Source organism: Frisingicoccus sp. (genome assembly GCF_048388605.1).
Lineage (GTDB): Bacteria > Bacillota > Clostridia > Lachnospirales > Lachnospiraceae > Frisingicoccus.
Genome location: NZ_DBGCTU010000006.1, coordinates 30,865 through 52,677, shown reverse-complemented (window position 1 = coordinate 52,677; position 21,813 = coordinate 30,865). Strand labels below are relative to the sequence as shown.

The window sequence follows — 21,813 nt, the reverse complement described above, 5'->3', positions numbered from 1 at the left end:
ATAGTATAATAAGGTCACTTAGAAATACAATGGAAGGAAGGTGACCTGATATGAGTCGAGTTTGTATATTTTTTGCCCCTGGTTTGGAGGAAATCGAAGGTTTAACCGTTGTTGATCTGATGCGCCGTGCCGATATTCCTGTCCGCATTGTTTCTATCAGCGATACGCCGGAAGTGACCGGCGCCCACGGTATCCGCATTACCGCCGACTGCTGTTTTGACGATATGGATTTCTCAGACACAGAGATGCTTGTTCTGCCGGGCGGCGCTCCCGGAACCTGTAATCTGAATGCCTGTGAACCTCTCAAAGCCTTATTAAAGGATTTTTACGAAAAAGGCAAATATATTGGCGCTATCTGCGCTGCGCCGATGGTTCTTGGCCATCTGGGCTTTCTGAAGGGCCGGAAGGCAACCTGCTATCCGGGCTTCGAAAAAGATCTGATCGGAGCCGACCATGTAACGGATGACGCAGTCGTTGACGGAAATATTATCACAAGCCGCGGTCTCGGCACCGCCATCGAATTCGCCGCTGCCCTGATCTGCCTGCTGACCGATGCTGCCACGGCAGAAAATATAAAACAATCCGTAATGTACACAAAGGAGAAATAATAATGTCAGACAGAATTACAAAAGCACTGGAAAATCACGATAAAAACTATAACTGCTGCCAGTCCGTTGCCTGCGCTTTCTGCGACCTGGTAGGAGTTGATGAGGAAACCATGTTTAAAGCCGGAGAAGCCTTCGGTCTCGGCATGGGAGGTATGCACGGCACCTGCGGCGCTATCGCCGGAGCAGTCCTTCTGGCCGGTTTCAAAAACAGCACCGCCAATCTGGCGGCCCCGAACTCAAAAGCCGACACCTACAAGCTGTCCGCCGCCATCGTTAAAGAATTTCAGGAGAAAAACGGCGCCATCGCCTGCTGCGACTTAAAGGGCGTCGGAACAGGCAAAGTTCTTCGCTCCTGCCCGGGCTGTATTGAGGACGCGGCGCGAATTGCCGAAGAAATTCTTGAATTAAAATAATGGAAAACCTGTCTAAAAAGAGAGGAAAGTCATTTCGCATTTCGTTAAGACTTTACCTCTCTTTTTGCATTAAACAATATGTATGAACCCATCCGCCTCATCATAAACCAGCTTTGTCCCATAAGGCTCACTATAAGCCGTCATATTGGCAGCAATGGTCCGCGCCACCTCCGGCGCCGCGATTTCAGGAAGTCCCCTGTCCAGCGGTCGTTCAGCCGCCATTCGGAGATCGATCGGCAGCAATGCAAAGGAAATTCCGTCCTCTGTTTTATCAATCTGCAGAAGACAGTTTTCAGAAAACCGCCGTTCCGCATTAAATCCGATAAAATTCCCGTCTTTATCTTTTGCCCGATTCGAATGAAGATCCGACGGCCGGCTGTTCACATCATAGCCATAGCTCTCATACATTTCCGGAGCAATGATCGACTCTCCGGCTTCGAATTCCATAAGCAGGCTCCCCAGATTGTAGAAAATCGGCCGTCCATGATAGATTTCCACTCCGCGCAGGAAATGAGCGCCGTGGCCCACAACCACATCGGCCCCCGCATCAATGGCATCCCGGGCAATTTTTTCAATAAATTCCGGCGGCCTGGAAGCATACCAGTTTTCATTCAACCCTTCATGCGTATGCAGGCTGAAAATTGTCAAATCCGAGCGTTTCGAAGCATCCGTGATACTTTTTAGAATCTCTGCCGCATCCTGCGCATTGGCATAAGTGCGTACATAAGCCTTTTCACCCCGTTCAATCTGAAGGCAGCCTTCAAATAGGGAGCCGAATCGGAACGAATCATTCCCCTGGGGCGGATAAGTTTCCACCCGGCACCCCTCATCCATGCTTTCCCTCGTACCGAGAGCAACGTCAATCTGATGAAGCTGTTCAAACATATCATCCGGAAGGACATAAGCCCGTCCCCACCGCAGCGGATTAGAGCCCGGGCGCGCGGCCACCCCGGCGCCGTCATCGCTGGCGGCAAAGGCTTCAGAGCGGGTCGATGAAGTCGCTACAATGCCCACACGGCCATCCGCCGTGTCAAGGAATTTCGGCAGACGGGCCTCTTTCAGATTCCGGCCGACACCGCAGGGTATAAGATGCCGCTTTTCAGCGGCATTCATCGTATCCAGCACGCCCTGCCAGCCGTAATCTCCCGTATGATTATTCACAAAGCCGACCATTTCAATATTTAAATCTGCGAATTCATCCAATGTGGCCGGACGAACGGAGGTCATATAACCGCGTCCGCAGGCCGGCGGCGTCTCCGGCTCCGGCGTACAAAATTCCGCATTTGTAAAGGCTCCATCAGCCTCCCGGAACCAGTTTACCAGTTTTTTATCCAAACGTTTTACAAGATTGCGGCTTGAAAAGAGCGAGTCCCCGCACACAATAAAACGCATAACCATTTCCTCCCTTTAATTTTCAGTGTGAAAGCATATTTTTGAGAAATTGTTTCGTCTTCTCCTCTTTTGTATGCTCAAAAATATCCGATGGCGTACCAATTTCCATAATATTTCCATCGGCAAAAAAGGCCACCCGGTCCGATACTTCCCTGGCAAATGCCATCTCATGGGTAACGATGATCATCGTGAGGCCCTGCTCAGCAATCGATCGAATAACATCCAGAACGCCCCCGACCATCTCAGGGTCCAGGGCCGAAGTCGGCTCATCCAAAAGCATCACTTTGGGTTCAATAGCCAAAGCTCTGGCAATCCCCACACGCTGCTGCTGTCCTCCTGACAACTGATGAGGATAATAATTCAACCGGTCCGACAAGCCCACCCGTTCCAACTGGGCTTCAGCAATGGCCCTGGCCTCCGCCCGGCTCTTTCCCTGAACAACCGTAAGGGCCTCCATAACATTTTCCAAAGCTGTCCGATGGCGGAACAGATTATAAGACTGGAACACCATCGCCGTATTCCGGCAAAGGGCCAAAATATCCTTTTTTTCCGCTTTTTTTGTATCTACGCGAATATCATCTAATGTAATGATTCCCGAATCCGCCGGTTCCAAAAAGTTAATTGTGCGCAGGAATGTGGATTTGCCGCTTCCGCTGGCGCCGATAATTGAAACGACCTCTCCGGTATCCACAGTCAGGTCCACACCCTGCAGCACATGATTTTTTCCAAAGGACTTATCAATACCCTCAAGGCTTATCATTATCATCCACCTTCCTTTCCATGATATTAAATTTCTTTTCCAGCTTGTGAATGCCAAATTCAATCACAATACATAAAACCCAGTACAGCAGCGCCAAACCGATGTAGGATTCAAAAAATCGCATATTTCTTCCGGCAATAACTTTCGTCTTACCCGTCATCTCCATCACGCCGATAGTAAAGGCCAGGGATGTTGATTTTATAAGACTGATCAGGCTGTTTCCCAGATTAGGGATGGCGACGATCATCGCCTGAGGCAAAATGACACGTCGCATCGTCTGACCGCCGGTCATACCAATCGAATGGGCGGCTTCAATGTCTTTTTTATCCACCGAGAGGATAGCGGCCCGAATCGCCTCAGCCATATAAGCTGCTTCATTTAATGAAAATGCCACAAAAACAAACACCATACTCGGTATCTTATTAATGCTGAAGGAAGTCCCAAACTCATAATTCAGCATATTTAACACCATAGGTATTCCATAGTAAGACAAGAAAATCTGAACCAGAAGCGGCGTGCCCCGCACAAAGGAAATATAAAGTGTCGCAATCTGGGACAGTACCGCCCACTTTTTTATACGAAAAAGGGCGAGCAAAAAACCGATCAGCAAACCGACGATTGCCGCAACGACCGCAATCTCGATGGTTATCGGTATCGCGGAGATCAATTCCCGCATCGCACTGCCAATGGCCGAAGGTTTAAAAATATTTTCCATAATATATCACCTGTTAAAAAAATCCCTGCTGAAGCCATTCAGGTCTTTCAGCAGGGATGGGTCATCAATCTACCGGGACATAGTCATCACCAAAGTAAGTTACACTCAAAGCTGAAAGTGTACCATCAGCTTTAATCTCTTCCAGTGCTTTATCAAATTCCGCCTGTAAATCCGTCTCACTCTTGCTGAACAAAATCCATGCTTCCGGAATCTCAATTTCATCCGCATTAGGGATTTCGTATACGTTGAATTCATAACCGTATTCCGCATTTACATTTGTGACATAGGTCTGATTATAAATGCAGGCGTCATAACGACCGTTATGAAGGTCGATCAATGCCTCACTCGCATCTGCATCCGTATACTGAATACTAATCGGGTTGTCCGAATTCTGCTCATTATAGCTCTCCATAAACAGTGCATTGGCACGGCCGGAACCTGCAGGAACACGTTTGCCGCCAAGGTCTTCAATCGTCTGAATCTCCGTATTGTCCGGAGCTGTGATCAATACGATCTTATTTTTAAAATACGGCTTTGTGCTGAAAAGATATTTCTCCTCCCTTTCCGGTTTCTTGGAAATGTTGCCCACAATCAGATCGTAACGATCAGAATCCAGTCCCGCAAACATGGATTCAAATTCCGTAACTTCATACTCCAATGTATAACCTAACCGTTTTGCCATCTCATTCAGCATATCGATCTCATATCCGGCCAGGGTTCCATCTTCCTCCACATAATTGTATGGCTTTGGTGTGCCGGCCACGCCGACAACTAATGTTTTTCCCTCCGCCGCTTCACTCTGAGCTTCCGTCTCAGAAGTTTCAGAAGTTCCGGCAGTAGAAGCGCTGCTCTGCTCTTTTCCTCCGCAGGCTGTCAATGATAAAGCCAGCATTGTTGCTGATACAAGTCCCGCAACCGCTTTTTTTACTATTTTTTTCATATTCCCCGTTTCCTCACTTTCATTCAATAACTGTGCACTTATTATACGCTTTCGTGCCACAATTTGTCAACACCACACCACTTCAACGCAGCAAATTTTCTGTCAAACAAAAGGGCCCGGCCATTGAAATCTATCATTCTCAATCAGCCAGACCATTTTAAACAACATTTTATTTGATTGTCATCCATATAATAGTAAATATACTTATTTATTGACGTCCTTGCCCTTCGTAGATTTGTGAGCAGCATCCCGAATACTGACATTTTGTCCGCCCTTGACCTTTGAAGCACTGTTCAATTTAGCCTGCTTCTTTCCGTTTCCGGATACGGATTGGGAATTTCTGTTCTTCTTACCGCCTTTCATCTGAGCCTCCCGCTCTTTCTCCCTTTTCTTTTCGGCACGTTTTTTAAAATCGAGATAAACGCAATACAAAACAACGGCTGCGCTGAAAACACACATATAAAACTGTTCAGTGCTCTGCTGATATCCGAAATAAACCATCACGCAGGCACATACGGCAATAAGAATGTACACAATAATAAACATGTCAAACTCTCCTGTCTCTTTATAAAATTGGGGGACATTGCATCGCAATGACCCCCAATCAGTATAATCTAGTTTCTTCCAGCCGTCAATCCTTTACTAATCGTATATTTACTGGAGTACAGATACCAGTCCAAGATTCATAACGATAAAGGATACAACAATTACTACGATACAATATGCAATACATGGTACGAAGTTCTTGCGAATGATCTTACCTTCGTTACCGATTGTACCTGTTGTCGCACAAGCGGATACAACGTTGTTAACGCAAACCATATTACCAATGGCACCACCATTATTCTGAAGAGCAACGATAAGAACCTGAGGCAGAGCAACCATTGTAGCTGTCTCAAACTGCAGACCGGAGAACAATGTATTAGATACAGTGTTTGAACCGGACATGAAAGCACCGAGAACACCGATCAGCGGAGCAATGATGATATATGCGCCTCTGAAGATGGAGCCAAGACCGTCGGCCATCATGGTCAACATGGAACCGAGTCCTTTTTCTGCGCCGTCCATCAAATATGTAACTGTAACAGCATCATTTGCAGAGTTACGGAAAATATAAACCATGGCAACACCAAACAGAAGAGCGATGGCAGCTCCCTTAACCTGATTCAGGGAATCCATCCATGCTGTCTTAACAGCTTCGCCGCTCATCTTATGCAGGCCAATTGTAATAATAGCTACAATAATGAAAATAACACCTGGGCACCAGAGAATCGCCCAACTCCAGTTAATGATCGGAAGAGTAATCTTAAATGATTTCATAGCGCCAGCCCAGCTATCCGGCTGTAATGTGGACCATACACGGGTGATAACCAATGCACCACCAATAAGGAAGTATGGAAGCCATGCTTTAATCAGAGGCATATCGGACTGTTTCGGTTCAGGAACTTCTGTAACTGCCTGCCAGCTCTGATCCCATTTATCTTTCTCATCAAATGTCCAGATCTCCTTCGGCATAAGGAAGCCGCTCTTGGAGGTTGCCAGAACCACGAACAATGTAACAACCGCAGCAACAAGAGATACAAGCTCAGGGCCGATAAATCTTGCGATGCAGAGGTAAACAACGTCAAATACTACTGCAACGAATACAATAAATGGAAATACTTCAAAAGCTTTGGAAACTTTTCTGTGTTCTGCATCCTTACCAAAAGTAGTAACAAGAATGATAATACCGATGGTAATGATAAAGAAAGCACCAACAGCCATGTTCAATGCGGAGAAGAATGTCAGATCAGATAAGAATTCTTCTGCACTGTGTCCAAGATTCGTAACAGACTCAGAAACAACGGCAAAAGCCGAGTTTGTAGGAGTACCTACAGCGCCATAACATACAGGTACGGAGTTGTAGATCAAAGCAACGATCGCAGCAGCCAGCGGCGGGAATCCAACGCTGATCAACAGCGGTGCTGCCAGAGCAGCCGGTGTACCGAAACCAGCGGCGCCCTCGATAAATGCTCCAAAAATGAAGCCGATGATAATCGCCTGAATACGGGCATCCGGAGAAATACCGGTGAACATACGGTTGATCGCTGCCATAGCGCCCGAAGCAGACAAGGTGTTCATGATCAAAATCGCACCAAAAATGATAACCAATACGGCAAAGGCTTCAAGGAAACCGATAACCGTCTGAGTTACGGCCGCTGTCAGACTCATCTTCCAAACAGCAATACCGATAATAAAAGCCAGTGCCCATGCCAACGGAAGCGCCCGCTTTGCAGGCCAGTTGAAACCAACCATCAGCACGACAGTAACAATAATAGGAATAAAAGCAATTATAGCATACATAAAACATCCTCCTTTAAATCCCTTTTTTAATCCCCTATATTAATAAGTTACTCTTCACACCGTTAATAATATTACAATCCTTTCTATTCGTCAATAGTTTTTTAGATATTTTGTATATATTTTTTTGACAGCTCGTCTATCTTTTTGTCTAATCTGCATTATTATCGAGGATTTTTGAGGATTTTTTCACATTCTCGTTTGGTTTTTTATATGCTATTTTCATAATTATTTTTGTCTATTTTAGTGCAATATGCATGGTTTTGAACTGGTTCTACCAAAAAAAATACCAATTGGTTTGACCAATTTTTAGTTTTTTTAATATTGGTCAAACCATTATAAACTATATATTGTTTTGAAATTAACAATCTCGATTCTTTTTCTTCCGTTATATCTCATTTATGATAACCTTTTTCTATGCCTCCAGGTAATATGTATGATGTAAAAAAGTTATCATTTTTATCGTCTCTCATATCAAAAAAGACGTACCGCCCAAGCGATACGCCTTTCCTAATGGATACACCAAATTATTTAATAGTAACTTTAGCGCCTTCAGCTTCGAATTTAGCTTTGATCTCTTCAGCTTCTTCTTTGCTTGCGCCTTCTTTAACAACCTTCGGAGCGTTGTCAACAGCTTCTTTAGCTTCTTTTAAGCCAAGACCTGTGATCTCACGAACAACTTTGATGACTTTAACTTTGTTAGGACCGATTTCTGTTAATTCAACATCAAATTCTGTCTTTTCTTCTTCTGCTGCTTCACCGGCACCTGCTGCTGCAACAACAACGCCTGCTGCTGCGGATACACCAAATTCTTCTTCACAAGCTTTTACTAATTCATTTAACTCTAAAACGGATAATTCTTTGATAGCTTCAATAAATTCAGCTGTAGTTAATTTTGCCATTATAATTTACCTCCAATTTAAAATAATTAAGCTGCAGTTTCGTCTTTTTCTGCAATCTGTTTAATAACACGAGCAAAGTTTGCAACAGGAGCCTGAATACTTCCAAGCAGTCTTCCGAGAAGAACTTCTCTGGACGGAATTGTCGCAATAACTTTAATCATTTCCTCATCGTAGTATTCGCCAGCCACGATACCTGCTTTAAGTTCAAGCTTCGGCATCTTCTTGCCGGATTCAAATAATAATCTGGCCGGTGCTGTTGCATCTTCCGTGCTTACAGCAATTGCTGTCGGGCCTTCAAGAACATCTGAGATTTTTTCCCATTCTGTTCCTTCTACGGCACGTCTGATCAAAGTGTTCTTATAAACCTTGTAAGTTACGCCGGCTTCTCTTAATGTTTTACGAAGCTGTGTATCTTCCTCAACTGTAAGACCACGATAATCTACAGCAACTAATGCCTCTGCATCTTTAAGTAATGCAGCGATCTCATCTACGATAGGCTGTTTTAATTCAACTTTTGCCACGTTGGTGCACCTCCTTGTAGAATTTAAAGTGTACCGCCATTGAAAAAACCTCTCTATCCACAGACAGAGAGGTTCTATAAACTATTTTAATACTATCCGATAAATCAGATAAAATAGTCTCCCTCGGCAGGCGTTTATAACTTACACCATTACGGTACCTGCTGTCTCTGGCAGCATTCGTTTTAGAATTGTATCACAATTTAAAGTGGTTGTCAATCAAAAACCAGCAATTATGCTAACTTAACGGTATTCAATTTGATACCAGGGCCCATAGTGGAAGAAACAACAACGCTCTTCAGATACTGACCTTTTGCAGCGGCCGGTTTTGCCTTAATGATTGCTCCGATTAATGTATGGAAGTTGTCCGCTAACTGTTCTTCTGTGAAAGAAGCTTTTCCGATTGGCACATGAATAATGTTGGATTTATCCAGTCTGTATTCAATTTTACCAGCTTTAATATCGTTGATCGCTTTTGTTACATCCATAGTAACTGTACCCGCTTTTGGGTTTGGCATTAAGCCCTTAGGTCCAAGGATACGTCCCAAACGACCTACGATACCCATCATATCCGGTGTGGCAACAACAACGTCGAAATCCAGCCATCCTTCCTTCTGGATTCTCGGAACGAGTTCATCGCCGCCTACAAAATCTGCGCCTGCTGCTTCTGCCTCAGCAACCTTGTCACCTTTGGCAAATACAAGCACACGAACTGTTTTACCTGTTCCATGCGGCAATACAACAGCGCCACGAACCTGCTGATCCGCATGACGGCCGTCAACGCCCAGACGGATATGGGCTTCAATTGTTTCATCAAATTTTGCACTTGCTGTTTTCTTTAAAATACTTACTGCTTCATCAACATCATAAAGATTTGTACGGTCTACTAATTTTGCAGACTCTACATATCTCTTACCTTTTTTCATGATTAAAAATCCTCCTTGTGGTATTATCGGGAGCTACCCTCCCACTGCTTAAAAATTAATCTGCTACTTTGATTCCCATGCTGCGTGCTGTACCGGCAATCATGCTCATAGCAGCTTCAAGGCTGCCCGCATTTAAATCCGGCATCTTCATTTCAGCGATCTTCTGAATTTCTTCTTTGGAAATCGTAGCAACTTTTGTCTTATTCGGCACTGCAGAACCGGACTGAATCTTGCAGGCTTTCTTTAACAGAACTGCTGCCGGAGGAGTCTTTGTTATGAAGCTGAAACTCCGGTCATTATAAACTGTAATGACAACAGGGATGATCAAATCGCCCTTGTCTGCAGTTCTTGCATTGAACTCTTTTGTAAACTGTACGATATTAACACCGTGCTGACCTAATGCAGGACCAACCGGTGGTGCTGGTGTTGCCTTTCCAGCAGGAATCTGTAATTTAATATATCCTGTGACTTTCTTTGCCATAATAGCATACCTCCTGAATATTGTGGTAATTTCGGGAATCTCCCTCCCACGGCCCGCTCACACATGCAGGCTCTTTTGTTTTACATTTTTCGAATATCTAAGACGCTGATTTCCACCGACGTCTCGCGGCCGAACATCTCAACTCCAATGGTTACCGTCTGTTTTGCCTGGTTAATACCGCGGATAATACCGACGGTCTCCTCCCATGCACCGGAAACCACACGCACTGCATCGCCGATTTCATAATCGATCTGAACTTTTTCGCTGCTGATGCCCAGAGGCGCCATCTCAGCCTCCGTCAGAGGAACAGGTTTGGACTCCGGACCGACAAATCCGGTAACACCCCGTGTGTTACGTACAACATACCAGGTTTCATCGTTCATAATCATATGGAGCAACACATAACCCGGGAAGAGTTTTTTCTGAACGCTCTTTTTCTGACCGTTTTTCACTTCCATAACGTTCTGCATCGGCACCTGAACATCCAAAATCTGGTCCTCCAGATGTAAATTCTGAATGGATTTCTCGATGTTGGCCTTCACTTTGTTTTCATAGCCTGAATAGGTATGTACCACATACCATTTTGCTTCTGCCATAACTTCACCTTTCCTACAGCGAAATAAGGAAATCGACCCCGTAACGGAGAACGATGTCAAGTAATGCGATTGCTAAGCCCAATAAAACAGAGACAACGACAACGGCGGTCGTTTCTTTACGGACTGTTCCCTGGTCCGGCCAGATGACCTTCCGGAATTCGGCTTTGATCTGGCTGAGCTTTCCAGGCTTGTTTGCTTTTTCTATATCGCCCATAGTATTCACTCCCTGCCAATCGCTAATTACTTTGTTTCCTTGTGCATTGTGTGTTTTTTACAGAATCTGCAGTATTTCTTTGTTTCCATTCTGTCCGGATGAGCTTTCTTCTCTTTTGTCAGATTATAATTACGCTGCTTACATTCTGTACATGCCAATGTGATTCTAACGCGCACAACTTCCACCTCCACTTATATTTTTTATAATGGTCTTTAATTTTAGGCATAAAAAAAAGACCGCTTCCATAGCCCATTCATTATATAACAAATCTACAGGGGTCGTCAACTCTATTTTAAAATTTTCTCTATTTTACCCGGTAAACAGCCTGTAAATCCGGCAAAATCCGGTTTATCCGCTGCCATAACCGATGCACAGCGTCAGAAAATCCACCTCTTCCACACCATTTTTCTTCAAAATTCCCGCGCAGGCCTCCATTGTGCTGCCGGTCGTATAAATGTCATCAATAAGCATCACTCGCCGCAGATTTTCCGGCAAATGTCGTATCTCCATGGATTTTGACAGATTATGTCGACGCTCCTGGCCGGAAACTGCCTTCTGAGGCTCCGTCCACCGTTTTCTGTAAAGTATATCCGTATTAACTTCTATTTTCATCCGTCTGCCGATGGCTTTTGCCAATAATTCCGCCTGATTAAAGCCCCGAATCCGCTTTTTCCTCGCATGCAGCGGAACAGGTATGAGAAGCTGCGGATTTTTGCTTTGAATCCAACGCCCCCATTTTTGTACGGCGGCCCCGGCATAGAAATCCGTATAGCCTTTCATCCCTTTGTACTTATAATCCAGTACGGATTTCTGGATATCGCCGCTGTACAGCCAGACGGCCCGCCCCTGGTCAAAGCTCTTCCTGTGCCGGTGGCGGCTGCGCAGGCAATCCATGCACAATTCCCGCGTCTCTCCGGCCTCCGGCGTCAATGGCTTGCCGCAGCGCTTGCACAACGGTTCCTGCACCCAGGATAATTTTTTATAACAGTTCGAATGAACCGGTCCCTCTCTCAAAGATAAAATCTCCCCGCACAGAGGACAGCGTGGCGGATAGATCAGATCTAAAACATTCATAAAATGCTCCCTCTTTTCAGGGCAGCGTCGGTTCAGATTTCCGGCGCCGCTCACCAGCATTATTTACTTAAATCAGCTTACATACAAGGTTTTTTCTTTTTTAATTTAAGCTATTTTAAATATCTATTTAATACTGTAATGCATATTCCCTTTTCGACACTCCGACCGGTATCAGCGCTTCTTCTTTTTTATTTTAATCTACACAGTTTGAAGTGTCACCCGTGGAATGATAATGATGCACATTGCTGTAAAAAACAATGTTCTCATAAGAATTCCCGGAATATACATAGACACTGTTTCGGGTTCGATAATCATGCCCCCAGGACACGGTAGTCATAGGATCTTCATACTCAGCATGCCACTTATATGCGGTATGTGATGAAGAATCCACATTCGTCCAACTATTACCGTCCAATCTCTGGAGATAAGTATAGGTGATGATTTTCGTTGTTATATCCTGATATCCAGTCACTGCACAATTCGTTGTCGCCGCACCGCTGGTACTCAGAGTCAGCGCCGCATAAACACTATTTGTGTAACTCCACCGTGAGGTTTTCTCATAACCAGGCACCACTTCGTTCGAATAATCATTATTGTCCACCGTCTCCTCCGCATGGACATTTATTGAAAAAGCAAACATAAACATCAGCACCAACATCAACATTATATTTTTCACGTACTTTTTAGATAACATCTTTAGTCCTCCGCTGGTTCTACCGATGCCGCCACCTGTTTAAATATATCCGTATTTTGGTATCCTGCCAATTCAAATACATATCCATCTCTCTGCCATTGAAGATGATATTGATTATTTTTAATATATATCATCCCTGCATAATCTCCCAAAGCAATTTCTTCATAAGATATATTTTCTGTATCATAGCCTGCCCAGAAATCGAGTGTCATTTGCTGATAACTATATTCATTTTGATCTGCATCAGCATAATATATTCTTAAAAGTTTACTTTGCAATATCCTCTCGCTGACCTCATACCCATCCAGCACCACTGACGGCTCATAGACAGTTTTGATCTCTTCAGGGAAATCTGTTGCCTGATTTTCGCCATACAAAATCTCTTCATCCACGGATGCGCTGCTAAAGAGGGATTGCACCTGCATCACAAGGATGCGGATAGGCTCGGGCATAGCGTCTGCGCGAACAGCACCGAGGCCGACAGCGACTGCCAAAAAAATCACGGCAGCAGCCGCTGCAGCAGGAATACGGAAACGGCGTTTTGGCTTGGTTATGGATTCTATCTCATTCCTATCGAAAGCCGTTTGCAGCATCTTTTTTTTGCGCGCTTCATAGCCCTGTGAAAAAATGCGAGGGTTTTCTTCACCATCGGAAATCTCGTCTGCATTTTCTTCAAGAAACCGGTCTACCGCCTTTACAACTAAGCTTTCCCGCATCAGGTCAAAATCTTCCTGACAACCACCTTCCTCACATTCGTTTTTTCCGGGAGATTTGGTGTCAATGATTTTCTGTTCCCCATCTTCACCGGTCGGAGCCATAGATTCTGATGAAATGCCAACGATATTGTCCGACTCTTTTGGAGCCGAAGCATTATTCTTGTTCAATTTCGAGAGCCCATCACCGGATTTTTCCTTTCCCGCCATCAACACCAGCCCTCCTTTCTTTTGTAAATTACCGGTGTCCCTCGATTGGCTCTCATCATCTATATCCGTTCTCAGAGGCCACTTTGTGACACACTTTTTGTAATTTTTACATTTTTGTACATTTAGTATGAAATTTCGACACAAAATTAGTCAAAATTTCTATAACTATTTCACTCGATGATTTTCTCGATTCTCAATTTATATTCCATTAACCTTAAAAGATATTCTGGCATTTTTCGATTGCCCCGTTCCCAGTCCTGGACTGTCCGGTATGGAATTTGAAAATAAGCCGAAAATTCTTTCCAGTTCATTCCCGATGCTTCTTTGATCTGAATCAACCTCTCTTTAGAATCCATATCTTCCTCCTGATACGCATTGCGTTTTTATTATTATACCTCTCCTTTATGAATTCCACAATACAAAATTGATATGCACCACTTTGTCGATAAATAATCCGGTTTCGACGGCTCACTTCGACAGGTTTTTCAGACGAATTATGTTAATCTTTCATTGTAAGATAAAAGAAACCATGATACAATGAAGGAGGAAAAGTATTGAAGAACAGAAGAAATGAAAAGCCTGTACGCAAGCCGTTGAAAAAGCTGACACTGCTCGACCGTTTCCTTTTTGATACGGCCATGAGCGATCCGGAAATCTGCCGGAATATCCTTTCGATCATCTTTGGAGAAAAAGAAATACCGCCGATCCGGATTGGCATTGCTGAGAAGACGGAGGAGCCCTATTACGATTCCAGGGCGGTGCGGATGGATCTGCTGGCCGTCGGTGAAAATGAAGTCATCTATGACGCAGAGGCCCAGAAGGAGAATAAGGGAAAACGCTTCCTTCTCAGGCGCAGCCGCCTGTACCAGTCAGCTATCGATGTGAATCTTATGGAACCGGGAGAATTCGACTTTGGAAATATGAACGACGTCTACGTGATCTTCATTGCGCCCTTTGATTTATTTGGGAAAGACAAGTATCGTTATACATTCCGCATGACCTGCGATGAAGCCCCGGAAATGACGCTGGACGACGGCGCCGTCCGAATTTTCTTGAACACTCATGGAAAGAATGATGATGAAGTGCCTCCGGGCCTTGTCGAATTTCTCCACTATGTGGAAAATCCGGAACAGCAGGAAAAGGAGATTCAGGATGAGCGTGTACGGAAGCTTTCAGGCCAGATTGAAATGTTGAAAGACAGTCAGGAAGTAGGTGTAAAGTATATGCGGTTGTGGGAAGAACTGGAAGAGGCACGCCAGGAAGGCCATCACGATGGTTTTTCAGAAGGCCGTGAATCCGGCTTAAAAGAGGGCCATGCTTTTGGTCTGACGGAGGGCCAAAAAGTCGGCAGGGAAGCGGAGCGACTGGAATCTATACAGAAATTAATGAAAACCCTGAATCTGACAGCAGAACAGGCGATGGACGCCCTGCAGATACCGATAGATGAGCGAGAAAAATACCGCCTTTAGTTATGGTGCGCAAACGCGCCCGCCAGACATTATATATGAAATTCAAAAAAAGACCTCTTCGCAAAACTCAAAGTTTTTAATAAAACTGAATTTTGCAAAGAGGTCTTTTTTTTCAGGAGTTAAAATTCCTATCCGTCCATAACTCCTCAAGGGTTTTAATAACCATCTTCCGAATATTCAAATGTTTCATAATCTTCATCATCCAGATAACCGCCATGCTCCCAATAGAAATCATCATACTCATCATCACTGGCATGCTGGTTTACATAATAATCCTCATCTTCCTCTGAACTCTCACTATACATTTCATAGGCCTCCTGAAGATCTGTCACTCGCGGTTCAGAAATAACCTCACCTTTCATAAGTTTTTCAATCACTTCCTGAACGGCTTCAATCGAATCATCATCCAAAACCTCTACCGCCAACGGTGAACCCGCATAGGACGCGCAGTATTCCTCGGAAGAAACGCCGTAAACATTGCTGGAAACAATATTCCAATCCGCCCCGTCATTTAACTGCATTTTTACCAGGCTGGCCAACTGCTGAGACGTGAAGTTGGTATTCATTTTGCCTTCCAGGCTGGAAAGAAGGCCGGTATACCCGGTAAGGAATGCCGGTGATTTTATTTTTTCGAGAAGAGCCGCGATAACCTTCTGCTGATTCTTCGCCCGCTGATAATCTCCGCCGGCTGCGTTCATACGTTCTCTGGCAAAGGCAAGGGCATAAGTACCATTGAGATGATTCATTCCTTTATCGTACTCATAATACAGCCATGTATCCGTCTTCTCATCATACTGTTTATAATAAGTGGAGAAAGCATACTCCGATTCCACATCAATACCGCCGAGAGCATCGACCATCATGATCAGCGATGTAAAATTAATCTGCACATAATAGCTGATATCCACATCAAAAATTTCTTCCATGGAAGCAATCGAATACTGAATTCCATACATGCCCGCATGGGTCAGCTTATCCCTTTCGCCGTTGGTAATTCCCGGGATCTCGACCCAGGCATCCCGCGGCACGCTGACAAGCAGCACCTGCTTTGTCGTCGGATTTACGCAGGCCATAATGTTGACATCGCTTCGGCTTGTCTGCTCCAACTCGCCGTAAACGTCCATACCGCTGAGGAACACGATAAACGGTTCTTTCGTTATCGGAAGATCCGGGACATCCTCCATGAAGACTTCCGTCTCCACGTCAAAGTTATCAATGATCCGTACTTTTTCCAAAAATCCCGGATTATTTTCTTCAATCAGTTCATCCAGACTCTTATTGTAGATCATCGCGTCTGCTTTTCCGCTGTACAGCGCCTCAATCTGCTCAGAATAGGTACTATATTCCACCGTTTCTATTTCCGATCCCAGATTGCTGTTGATCTGATCGATCGCCAGATCGACTTTGGCGCGGTCCTTACCCTCCATAATTGCAAATTTATAATCTTTAGCATCTGCCAGCGACTGAGCCGGGTCATCCGCAAGCACCGCAATAACGATTTTATCTGTCTGATAGGTCTTTACCTTTGTCACACTGCCCAGAGTATACATGGTCTTTCCCACATAGACACTGCCAAAGAGCATAATCAATATAACGATAATCGATATGATCTTGCCGGCCCAGTGGGCGTGTTTGCGAAATTGGAGCAAAAAGCAGATAACCGCCAACACGATTAAAATGACACTGGCGGCAATGAAATATTTTGTCGGCAGAACATCCAGTTTTAAAATAAGCCCCATAAATATAATGGATAAAACGAACTGAAGGACAGCCAGGATCTTTCCGCCCAAATGCCGGTTTTTCCGTCGTGTTTCCGCATTTTTCCGCAGTCTTGCCTCCCGCTGCCGATAGCGCTCTTCCGCTGCCGCTTCGTCCAATGACTCTGCATTGCGATGGGAATATACCGGTTTCCGCGATTCATAAACTTCTTCGTTATAATCCTCTTCCTCGCTGTCCGATTCATCAAAAAGCTCTGAGCCGTTTGCCGGAATCTGAGGCCTGTGACGCCGCTGAACGATCCCGGCGTCAAACTCCAGATCCCCGCGTTTTTTCTCTGAGGGACTCTCTTCCGGTGTATGCTCTATGGTTTCTGATGAATCAGAGGCCGCCGTATCCATCAATTTTTCAAAATCCTCAAATGTGCTTTTCCTCTGCATATTTCTATCCCTTCTAAATTTCTCCAAAATATTATACATGACACAAAAAGGCCTGACAATGGTAAAAACATACGGAATTTACAAATTTTCTGTGTTCAATTCCCCATTTTCGGCCATGATCTGAGCAATTTTATAGTCGGCCGCCGTTGTGATCTTCATGTTTGAGACCTCTCCGGCCACGATATGTACCGGCACCTGCCGAACAGTACATATTTTGCAGGCATCCGTTAAAATACTTTTTTCTTCCGAAGTTAAGCCCAGATAAAGCCGTTTCAGCAGATCCATCCGAAAGCTCTGAGGCGTCTGACTTTGATATAAATACTTTCTTTCCGGAATATCGGTTATAAACTTTCCATCCCGCGAAAAAATAATTGTGTCCACCGCCGGAATCGCCGTATCCACCGCGTCATACCGCACAACAGCTTCCACGTGCTCCCTGATCAGCCGCTGGGTCACAAAAGGACGCACGCCATCCTGAGTAATAATATAATGGGTTTCTTCATTTCCGAAATCCGCTTCGATCTGCCGGATCACATTCATGATCGTCTCATTGCGCTCGGCGCCGCCCGGAATCAGGTGGATCCGATGCTGTTCCCGCCCAGGGACGTACTGTTTAACAAGCTCTGCCATATATTCTACCCATTCCGGATGAATTCCCATATAAATATGCTCCAGTTCAGAACACTTTAAAAAAGCGCTTAAAGTATGCATGATAATCGGCCGGTCCGCCAGCTTCAAAAACTGTTTCGGCATATCCGCACCCAGCCGGGCGCCCACGCCGCCGGCCACAATCACCCCAAAAATCATCGCTGCCGCCTCACATTTTACCGGAATACGGCGATCACCGTATCCACCATTATTTTTATTTCATGAATAAAACTATATTCACGAAGGCTCTGCAGATTGTATTCCATTTTTTCAGGCAAAACCACATGAATATAGGCATCGTCCACATCATCCACCCCAGCCAGTAATTTCTCTTCATCCTTATACCGGATGGAAACCTCCGAGGTCACTCCCGCCGGCAGGAGCAGCGTTGCCGTCATTTCATCCGTATACTCCCGGACATATTTCACAACCTCCGGCCGTGTTCCCACAAAGCTCATATCGCCCAGCAAAATATTGATCAGCTGAGGCAGTTCATCCAGCCGATACTGCCGCATGATCGCCCCCAAACGGGTGATCCGGGCATCACCGCCGGCCGTCACCTGACTTCCCATCTTATCCGCATGATTTACCATCGTGCGGAATTTAAAAATCCGGAACTGCCGTCCATACTGGGTCACCCGAATCTGGCGAAAAAAAGCCGGTCCCGGCGAATCCAGCCGGACTGCCACAGCAAGCACCGCAAACACCGGTGCCAACACTGCCAAAAGCAGTGCTGAAAGGCTGATATCCATACACCGCTTCAAAAAAAGACTTACCTTCTTTTTCTGCAATCGTTCATAATAAGGCCGGACCGCATCATTCTGCATGCGTTTCGGCAAATTTTCCCATTTTCTCAACATAAATCTGTCCATACTTTCTTAAAAGTTTCTGCCACGTAAGCCGCCTGTTCATCCGTCAGACATGTATGAAGGGGCAATGTCAATTCGTTTTCAAACATATGAAACGCATTCGGATAATCTTTAATATCAAAACCTATATTTTTATAGGCAGACAAAAGGGGCAGCGGTTTATAATGAACATTTGTCGCCACGCCTTCCTCTGCCATCGCCGTAATAAATCGATTCGTAAACTTCCGGTCCTTTCCGGTCAGCCTCACAAGATAGAGGTGACCGCTGGATACATTGATGTCGTCAAAATGTTTCAGACGGGTCACCGGCAATTCATCCAGAGCCCTGTCATATGTTTCAATAATATTCCGCCGGCGCTGCAATATCTCCCGGTAACGCTTTAACTGGGCCAGCCCGATCGATGCCATGATATCGGTCATATTGCATTTGTAATAAGGCGCAATAATATCATATTCCCAGGCGCCAAGCTGAGTTTTTGCCAATGCATCCTTTGACTGTCCGTGAAGAGACAGCAGCATATATTTTTTATATAAATCCTCATTGTCAATGCCCGGAATATCTCTCCAGGTCACGGCGCCGCCCTCCGCCGTTGTCAGATTTTTCACGGCATGAAAAGAAAAGCAGGTAAAATCCGCGATTTCACCGCACATCTTTCCCCGGCGCATAGCGCCCAGAGCATGAGCGGCATCGGCCATCAATATAACCCGCCCGATCTTCTCCTGAATTTCATTCGATGGATGAAACAGGGGTTTTTTATTTTCCACAATCTGAAAAAGACGGTCGTAATCACAGACTACGCCGCCCAGTTCTACCGGGATGATCACCTTCGTCCGCTCCGTTACCGCCGCTTCCAGCCGGTCATAATCCATCTGAAAGGAATCCTCCGCCGTATCCACCAGCACAAGCTTCGCTCCAACATGACATACAACACTGGCTGTCGCCGTATAGGTATAGGCGCTGGTAATGACTTCATCCCCGGGACCCACTCCAAGAATACGAAGGGTCGTCTCCATACAGGCCGTTGCTGAATTTAAACATACAGCCCGGCTTGTCCGGCAGAAATCCGCAATCTTGTTTTCAAACAGCTTTGTTTTAGGGCCGGTGGTGATCCATCCGCTCTTTAATGTATCCACGACTTCTCTAATCTCTTCCTCGCCGATATCCGGCGGTGAAAATGGAATGTTCATCAAGTCTCATCTCTTTTCAATGTTTTACTCTGGCGGAAAGGCTCATACTGACTGACTTCCGAGTCCCCGATCGGCACCATCCGCCTCGATCTCAAGGCATCCCTCTTCTTATCTTCCGGGCGGATATGATAGGTCGGCACGATTTTTGATACCATTTCCTTCATCTTGTCCGTCTCATCATAAGCATAGGTATAAAGTTTCTCCAGATTCTGAAGAAATTCATCTTCATCAAATTCGATTGGTTTCCCAATATATATCATTTTATTGGCCGTCTGCTGCAGCCCCTCTTCATTCATCAAAAGCTCTTCATACAGCTTTTCTCCCGGCCTGAGGCCCGTATATTCAATCTCTATATCCTCGCCGACCGTATAACCGGAAAGCCGGATCAGATTTCGCGCCAGATCATCAATCCGAACCTGTTCACCCATGTCCAGCACAAAAATCTCGCCGCCCTTCGCTGTGGCTCCCGCCTCCAAAACAAGGCTCACAGCCTCCGGAATCGTCATAAAATACCGCACCACATCCGGATGAGTGACAGTCACCGGTCCTCCGGCTTCAATCTGCTTTTTAAACAGCGGAATAACACTGCCGTTGCTGCCCAGCACATTGCCGAAACGAACGGCGACAAAATCTGTCTCCGAACGTTTATTAAAGGACTGTACGATCATTTCACACATGCGTTTACTTGCGCCCATGATATTTGTCGGATTGACCGCCTTATCCGTGGAGATCAATACAAACCGCTTTGCCCCGTACCTGTCGGCCGCCGTAGCCACCTTATAAGTACCGAATACGTTATTTTTGATTGCCTCATTGGGGCTGTCCTCCATCAGCGGTACATGCTTATGGGCCGCCGCATGGTAGACGATATCCGGCCGGTATTCTTCAAAAATTGAATTGACACGATTTGTATTGCGCACTGATCCGATCAGCACGATCAGATCCAGATATGGATACTGGCGTTTTAATTCCTGCTGAATATCATAAGCATTGTTTTCATAAATATCCAGAATGATCAGGCGACGCGGATGATTTGCCGCGATCTGCCGGCACAACTCGCTTCCGATGGAACCGCCGCCGCCAGTGACAAGCACACATTTTTTCGAAACATAACTCATGATCGACTGGACATCCACATCCACCGTTTCCCTTCCGAGAAGATCCTCAATCTGAACATTTCGGATCATGGACAGATCCAGATCACCGGTGACAAACTGATAGACGCCCGGCAAGATCTTTAAATCACAATCCGTATCCTTACAGATATCCACGATTTCTTTCGTCGTCTTTTTACCGATACTCGGCATGGCAATAATGATCTCATTGATATCATATTTTTCCACGGATTCCAGAATCTTATCCCTGCCGCCGACAACCTTTACTCCGTGGATATAGTTATTCTGCTTATGCTTGTCATCATCAATAAAACATTTGATCCGGGCATCCAGATAATTGCTCATGACAAGCTCTTTCATAACCATATTTCCGGCTTCTCCGGCGCCGATGATCATGGTATTCCGGGCATGCCGTCCATGGTTTCGGCTCTCTATCAAAGTTCGTATAATGATCGACGAATATCGTGTGATGCAGACGCAGGCCAGCAAGCAGATAAAATAAATCGCAAAGAAGCTTCGCGGCACCGCATTATAAGTGAAATAACTGTAGATGATCGTAAAAACGGTGGAAGCCGCCACCGCGGCAACGATTCCGACAAGTTCTCTGGAGTTGGCAAAACGCCAAAGCGTATGATAAAGCTTTGCTCCCCAGAAAATAAGCAGTGTTGCCGCGATAAAAGCCGGGACCATCCGCTCTACGGCAGTGACATAGGGCCCCGGTATATGACTTACATCCATTTCAAAACGCATGAGCAGGCCCAGAAATGAACAGAGGACCACGCTCAATGCGTCTACGATGATTAAAAAGATCTTATTAATTAACGATTGTTTTTCTTTTTTTAAGGAATCCATCGCTCAATCCCTTTCCCCGCA

General features: G+C 45.3%; 25 protein-coding genes and 1 other annotated feature. Of the genes, 3 read left to right on the top strand and 22 right to left on the bottom strand.

What is annotated here, in order from left to right; genetic code table 11:
* The first annotated feature begins 50 nt into the window (after nt 1-50).
* Both ACMN7X_RS01085 and ACMN7X_RS01080 read left to right on the top strand, forming a co-directional pair.
* Nucleotides 51-608, top strand: a complete 558-nt coding sequence (locus ACMN7X_RS01085) for a DJ-1 family glyoxalase III (protein WP_418745658.1) — start codon at nt 51-53, stop codon at nt 606-608.
* A 2-nt stretch (nt 609-610) separates the two neighbouring features.
* On the top strand, nt 611-1,021 hold the full coding sequence (locus ACMN7X_RS01080; RefSeq protein WP_418745657.1) for a C-GCAxxG-C-C family protein: 411 nt from the start codon (nt 611-613) through the stop codon (nt 1,019-1,021).
* Nucleotides 1,022-1,090: 69 nt separating this feature from the next.
* On the opposite strand, the gene ACMN7X_RS01075 is transcribed toward ACMN7X_RS01080, so the two are convergent.
* The 17 genes from ACMN7X_RS01075 to ACMN7X_RS00995 form a co-directional block, all read right to left on the bottom strand.
* Nucleotides 1,091-2,413, bottom strand: a complete 1,323-nt coding sequence (locus tag ACMN7X_RS01075) for a CapA family protein (protein WP_418745656.1) — start codon at nt 2,411-2,413, stop codon at nt 1,091-1,093.
* A 22-nt stretch (nt 2,414-2,435) separates the two neighbouring features.
* Entirely contained in the window at nt 2,436-3,179 is a 744-nt protein-coding gene (locus ACMN7X_RS01070) for an amino acid ABC transporter ATP-binding protein (protein WP_418745655.1), read from the bottom strand.
* The gene (locus tag ACMN7X_RS01065) at nt 3,160-3,888 is read right to left on the bottom strand and encodes an amino acid ABC transporter permease (RefSeq protein WP_418745654.1); all 729 of its coding nucleotides are present in this window, start codon (nt 3,886-3,888) and stop codon (nt 3,160-3,162) included. The genes ACMN7X_RS01070 and ACMN7X_RS01065 overlap by 20 nt, the downstream gene beginning before the upstream one ends.
* Before the next feature lie 64 nt (nt 3,889-3,952).
* On the bottom strand, nt 3,953-4,828 hold the full coding sequence (locus ACMN7X_RS01060; protein WP_418745653.1) for a transporter substrate-binding domain-containing protein: 876 nt from the start codon (nt 4,826-4,828) through the stop codon (nt 3,953-3,955).
* A gap of 204 nt (nt 4,829-5,032) precedes the next feature.
* The gene (locus tag ACMN7X_RS01055; protein ID WP_418745652.1) at nt 5,033-5,374 is read right to left on the bottom strand and encodes a hypothetical protein; all 342 of its coding nucleotides are present in this window, start codon (nt 5,372-5,374) and stop codon (nt 5,033-5,035) included.
* A gap of 108 nt (nt 5,375-5,482) precedes the next feature.
* A complete protein-coding gene (locus ACMN7X_RS01050) occupies nt 5,483-7,171 on the bottom strand; it encodes an L-lactate permease (protein WP_418745651.1) in 1,689 nt (562 codons plus the stop codon).
* Between the two features lie 524 nt (nt 7,172-7,695).
* Complete coding sequence (rplL, locus tag ACMN7X_RS01045) at nt 7,696-8,070, bottom strand: 50S ribosomal protein L7/L12 (protein ID WP_418745650.1); 375 nt, start codon at nt 8,068-8,070, stop codon at nt 7,696-7,698.
* A 26-nt stretch (nt 8,071-8,096) separates the two neighbouring features.
* Complete coding sequence (gene rplJ, locus ACMN7X_RS01040) at nt 8,097-8,591, bottom strand: 50S ribosomal protein L10 (RefSeq protein WP_418745649.1); 495 nt, start codon at nt 8,589-8,591, stop codon at nt 8,097-8,099.
* A 32-nt stretch (nt 8,592-8,623) separates the two neighbouring features.
* Nucleotides 8,624-8,780 (bottom strand) — a sequence feature (ribosomal protein L10 leader region).
* Nucleotides 8,781-8,821: 41 nt separating this feature from the next.
* Nucleotides 8,822-9,514 carry a 50S ribosomal protein L1 gene (gene rplA, locus ACMN7X_RS01035; protein ID WP_418745648.1) on the bottom strand — a complete coding sequence of 231 codons (693 nt, stop codon included), beginning with the start codon at nt 9,512-9,514 and terminating at the stop codon, nt 8,822-8,824.
* 55 nt (nt 9,515-9,569) lie between these two features.
* A complete protein-coding gene (rplK, locus tag ACMN7X_RS01030) occupies nt 9,570-9,995 on the bottom strand; it encodes a 50S ribosomal protein L11 (protein ID WP_178042620.1) in 426 nt (141 codons plus the stop codon).
* 80 nt (nt 9,996-10,075) lie between these two features.
* Nucleotides 10,076-10,591 carry a transcription termination/antitermination protein NusG gene (gene nusG / locus ACMN7X_RS01025; protein WP_132091586.1) on the bottom strand — a complete coding sequence of 172 codons (516 nt, stop codon included), beginning with the start codon at nt 10,589-10,591 and terminating at the stop codon, nt 10,076-10,078.
* 13 nt (nt 10,592-10,604) lie between these two features.
* Complete coding sequence (secE, locus tag ACMN7X_RS01020; protein WP_178042621.1) at nt 10,605-10,805, bottom strand: preprotein translocase subunit SecE; 201 nt, start codon at nt 10,803-10,805, stop codon at nt 10,605-10,607.
* 26 nt (nt 10,806-10,831) lie between these two features.
* Nucleotides 10,832-10,981: a 50S ribosomal protein L33 gene (rpmG, locus tag ACMN7X_RS01015; protein WP_178042622.1), complete on the bottom strand. Its 150-nt coding sequence runs from the start codon at nt 10,979-10,981 to the stop codon at nt 10,832-10,834.
* A 172-nt stretch (nt 10,982-11,153) separates the two neighbouring features.
* The gene (locus ACMN7X_RS01010; protein ID WP_418745647.1) at nt 11,154-11,879 is read right to left on the bottom strand and encodes a ComF family protein; all 726 of its coding nucleotides are present in this window, start codon (nt 11,877-11,879) and stop codon (nt 11,154-11,156) included.
* Nucleotides 11,880-12,072: 193 nt separating this feature from the next.
* Entirely contained in the window at nt 12,073-12,573 is a 501-nt protein-coding gene (locus tag ACMN7X_RS01005; RefSeq protein WP_418745646.1) for a hypothetical protein, read from the bottom strand.
* Nucleotides 12,574-12,575: 2 nt separating this feature from the next.
* The gene (locus ACMN7X_RS01000; RefSeq protein WP_418745645.1) at nt 12,576-13,496 is read right to left on the bottom strand and encodes a DUF4367 domain-containing protein; all 921 of its coding nucleotides are present in this window, start codon (nt 13,494-13,496) and stop codon (nt 12,576-12,578) included.
* Between the two features lie 170 nt (nt 13,497-13,666).
* On the bottom strand, nt 13,667-13,852 hold the full coding sequence (locus ACMN7X_RS00995) for a helix-turn-helix domain-containing protein (RefSeq protein WP_418745644.1): 186 nt from the start codon (nt 13,850-13,852) through the stop codon (nt 13,667-13,669).
* Nucleotides 13,853-14,050: 198 nt separating this feature from the next.
* On the opposite strand from ACMN7X_RS00995, the gene ACMN7X_RS00990 reads away from it, so the two are divergent.
* On the top strand, nt 14,051-14,965 hold the full coding sequence (locus ACMN7X_RS00990; RefSeq protein ID WP_418745643.1) for an Rpn family recombination-promoting nuclease/putative transposase: 915 nt from the start codon (nt 14,051-14,053) through the stop codon (nt 14,963-14,965).
* Nucleotides 14,966-15,120: 155 nt separating this feature from the next.
* Here ACMN7X_RS00990 and ACMN7X_RS00985 read toward each other — a convergent pair whose 3' ends face one another.
* The 5 genes from ACMN7X_RS00985 to ACMN7X_RS00965 all read right to left on the bottom strand — a co-directional run bounded on the left by ACMN7X_RS00985 (nt 15,121) and on the right by ACMN7X_RS00965 (nt 21,792).
* Nucleotides 15,121-17,121: an LCP family protein gene (locus ACMN7X_RS00985; RefSeq protein ID WP_418745642.1), complete on the bottom strand. Its 2,001-nt coding sequence runs from the start codon at nt 17,119-17,121 to the stop codon at nt 15,121-15,123.
* Nucleotides 17,122-17,199: 78 nt separating this feature from the next.
* On the bottom strand, nt 17,200-17,928 hold the full coding sequence (locus ACMN7X_RS00980) for a 2-C-methyl-D-erythritol 4-phosphate cytidylyltransferase (RefSeq protein ID WP_418745641.1): 729 nt from the start codon (nt 17,926-17,928) through the stop codon (nt 17,200-17,202).
* Nucleotides 17,929-17,945: 17 nt separating this feature from the next.
* Entirely contained in the window at nt 17,946-18,626 is a 681-nt protein-coding gene (locus ACMN7X_RS00975) for a sugar transferase (RefSeq protein ID WP_418745698.1), read from the bottom strand.
* Entirely contained in the window at nt 18,623-19,825 is a 1,203-nt protein-coding gene (locus ACMN7X_RS00970; protein WP_418745640.1) for a DegT/DnrJ/EryC1/StrS family aminotransferase, read from the bottom strand. The genes ACMN7X_RS00975 and ACMN7X_RS00970 overlap by 4 nt, the downstream gene beginning before the upstream one ends.
* Entirely contained in the window at nt 19,825-21,792 is a 1,968-nt protein-coding gene (locus ACMN7X_RS00965; RefSeq protein WP_418745639.1) for a polysaccharide biosynthesis protein, read from the bottom strand. The genes ACMN7X_RS00970 and ACMN7X_RS00965 overlap by 1 nt, the downstream gene beginning before the upstream one ends.
* Between the last annotated feature and the right edge of the window lie 21 nt (nt 21,793-21,813).